Origin of the sequence: Clostridium sp. CAG:43, assembly GCF_000434655.1 — a bacterium.
Taxonomy (GTDB): domain Bacteria; phylum Bacillota; class Clostridia; order Lachnospirales; family Lachnospiraceae; genus Otoolea; species Otoolea fessa.
The window spans coordinates 3,856-6,997 of the sequence record NZ_FR895068.1 but is presented as its reverse complement, the minus strand read 5'-3'; the positions used below and the strand labels follow the sequence as shown (position 1 = coordinate 6,997).

2 protein-coding genes and 1 pseudogene are annotated in these 3,142 nt (G+C 51.8%); all 3 read right to left on the bottom strand.

From position 1 onward, the window contains the following. Positions 1–588, bottom strand: a pseudogene (locus tag QVO97_RS05490) (sensor histidine kinase); the annotation flags it as partial. 61 nt (positions 589–649) lie between these two features. Continuing rightward, on the bottom strand, positions 650–2,077 hold the full coding sequence (locus QVO97_RS05485; protein WP_022359388.1) for a sodium:solute symporter family protein: 1,428 nt from the start codon (positions 2,075–2,077) through the stop codon (positions 650–652). 2 nt (positions 2,078–2,079) lie between these two features. Continuing rightward, positions 2,080–3,111: a tRNA pseudouridine(38-40) synthase TruA gene (truA, locus tag QVO97_RS05480; RefSeq protein ID WP_022359387.1), complete on the bottom strand. Its 1,032-nt coding sequence runs from the start codon at positions 3,109–3,111 to the stop codon at positions 2,080–2,082. Between the last annotated feature and the right edge of the window lie 31 nt (positions 3,112–3,142).

Sequence of the window (3,142 nt, the reverse complement as noted above, 5' to 3'; positions counted from 1 at the left end):
GCTGACCGCCTCAAACCGGTATTTCTGATAACTGCCCTTGTTTTCCTCGATTTCTTTACAGGTATGGCTCATCCGGCGGATGGGGCGCGTGATACTGTGGGAAATGAAAATGCTTGCCTGGCAGATGAGAATCAGCGACGCGATCGCGCCGACTACCAGATAGCTCTGCTGCTCTAAGATGCGTTCCCCGAATATTCTCTCATTCATCCGGTACTCCAGCCGCCAGCCAAATGGATTGCCCCCCTCGCTGACTGCCAGCACCGATGTGTTTTCCCAACGGGTTCCAGCCGTGATCTCCTCACCGTCACGATCCAGAATCCGGATCCGCCCGCGCTCAAAATTCCGGTATTTTTCCGCGATCTCCTCCTCCGGCAGACGCTTTTCTAGGAAGTGCAAATCGCGGTTTACATCCTCAAACAGCGTATCAGCCAGCTCAAGCTCACTGTTTTTCTGCATCGTGTAGCCATTATAATAGGAAATCATACTGAAACTGCCGATTACCAGGATTCCGACCAGCACAAATGGAACCATGACCTCATTTTCAATTTGTAAAAACCAATTTGAAAGACGTTTCAGCCATTTATTCATCGCTCGTTTTCGCCTCCTTCTCGCTGTTGTCTGCCACCTTCATGTTTCCAAATGCCCGCCTTTAGCAAGCACGTTTTTTCCATATACTCTCCAGCACCGGGACAAGGACAAAAACCAGGGTCGAACACAGCGTCACCGGAAATCCCCAGTAAACCGGCAGCTCACGCGGCTGAAGCAGCACCGTCCCGGCTACCCCTGTCACAAATGCCGCCCATGCGCCCGTCCTCGTCGCCCGCTTATAATAAAGCGTACCGTAGAGAAGCGGTGTCAGAATTGCTGAAAACAATCCCCAGATATCCGCGCCGAAAAACAGGCTGTTGGACGGTGGATTTAAGGAGAGCAGAAGCGCCAGCGTTCCGCCAAGAAAGATAAAGAGCTGCGTCAGCCCCAGGATGTGGTCCTCTGTTTTCTTCCATTTTCCATACTGCGCCACCACATCGTAGGACATCATCGAGCCAATCAGAAGCAGCTGCGAGTTCGCCGTAGACATGCACGCGCCGATCACGCTGATCAGGAAAAATCCGCTGAACCGCGAGCGGATCAAATAATTAATCGCGTAGACAAAAATATCGTCTGAACCGAAGTAAGAGTGCAGATAAGGAAACAGAATCCGAAGTCCCAGACCGATCTGGGTCAGACAGAAATAAAAAAATGTCAAGAACACCAGCGACCAGATCAGGACTTTCCGCGCCGTCTCACAGCTCTTTGCCGCCACAATCCGGATCAGATACTGAGGATTCGTTGCCAGCCCCATACCCCAGCCAAAAAACATCGTGAGATACATGGTAAGGCTGTAATCCTTCATCAGATTTCCAAAACTGCCCGTCCCGCTGCCAGCCGCATTTCGGTTAAACACCTCCGCGTTCGTCAGAAATCCGCTTCCCTCTATTCCTCCGACCACGACAAAATAGACAACCACTATGCTGATCGTGAGCATGATGAGGTTGCCGCCGTCCGTCTTGGTAACCGAATTGAATCCTCCAAAGGTAGAATACAGAATAAACAGATAAACCAGAAAAATTGCAACTTTATAATCAATATTTAAGAGCGTCGCCGCCGCGATTCCAAATCCCTTGATCTGGATCACCAGATAAAAAACGTAACCGCTCGAGAGCAGCAGGGCACAGCAGGTCCGCAGGAGGCGGGAATGATAGCGATCCCCGATGAACTGCGGGATCGTGAGCAGGTCGCAGTCATAGATACGCCCGCTGATAAGATACAAGAGCCCCGCGCCGATGAACCACGGGATAACTGTCACGGCGATCACTGAGGTTCCATTTTCAAAAACATTGCCCGTATATCCCAGAATGGTCGCAGCGGACACCCAGGTTCCGACGAAGGTGCAAAACAGCCGCCAGAACCCGCATTTCCGTTCTCCGATAAAAAATTTTCCAATCGAATCGCTCTCACCGAACGATGATTTTCCTATGATCAGGATAATCAGCGAATAGACGCTGAAACAGACCAGATAATCAAATGTTCTACTCATACTTACTGATGTTCACCCTCGTAGATGGCTTCCAGCCAGCCTTCTTCCACCTCCGGCTGCCGTCTCAGCCGGTAATATCCGTAGATGCTCCCCTCTTCTCCAAACGTATCCCGCACAAATACCTGTTTCGCACCATTTCGGTATGCCTGATGGATCACGCGACGGAGCACACCGTCAAGCTCTTCCGGCTCACAGCGCTCGATCGTGAGGTAGGCAAGCCCCTTCTCCGGGACATTTCTCTGATCGAGCACATAGTGCCAGTGCTTATTTTCGCCCTCCAGGTACGGTGCCAGCTCTTTTTCGTACTCCAGACTTACGAGCGTCAGCCCGCGTGCCGGGATCGTAGGACCTGCTGCCGCCCGGTTTTTCTCCTCCAGAATCTCCTCCATCTTCTCCGGCGGGTAAACGCCCATACCGATCTTAACCAGCGTCCCGGCGATGATCCGGACCATATTGTAGAGGAAACCGCTGCCGCTGATGCGGATCGTAATCAGGTCGTCCGCCTTCGTCACGGTCAGGCTGTAGATCGTCCGCACCGTCTCCTCCGCCTGCGTCCGCACCGTACAGAAACTCTTGAAATCGTGCTCGCCGATGAGATAGGATGCCGCCTTCTGCATTTTCTCTAAATCCAGATTGAAATAGCAGAAATGGCTGTATAAGCGCTGCAGCGGCATATCGATCTTGCGGTTCAAAATCTTGTATTCATACGTTTTCACGCAGTTTACCTTGCGTGGATGAAAGGTAAGCGGCACCTCCTCCGACGCCTGGATCCGCACATCGTCCGGCAGGCGCTGGTTGAGCGCAAAGCAGATCTTATCACCCGGAATCCGGCTCTCGGTATCGAAAACAGCCACATTTCCCATCGCATGGACACCCGAATCCGTCCGGCTCGCCCCGATGACCTGGATATCCTCTTTTAAAAGAGAAGAAAGCGCCTTGTTTAACACTTCCTCGATCGTGACTCCGTTCGGCTGCAACTGCCATCCGCAGTAGGCGGTTCCATCGTAGGAGACCACCAGTTTAATTCGTCTCATGGTATCTATCCTCTAACTTCTAAACTTTCTT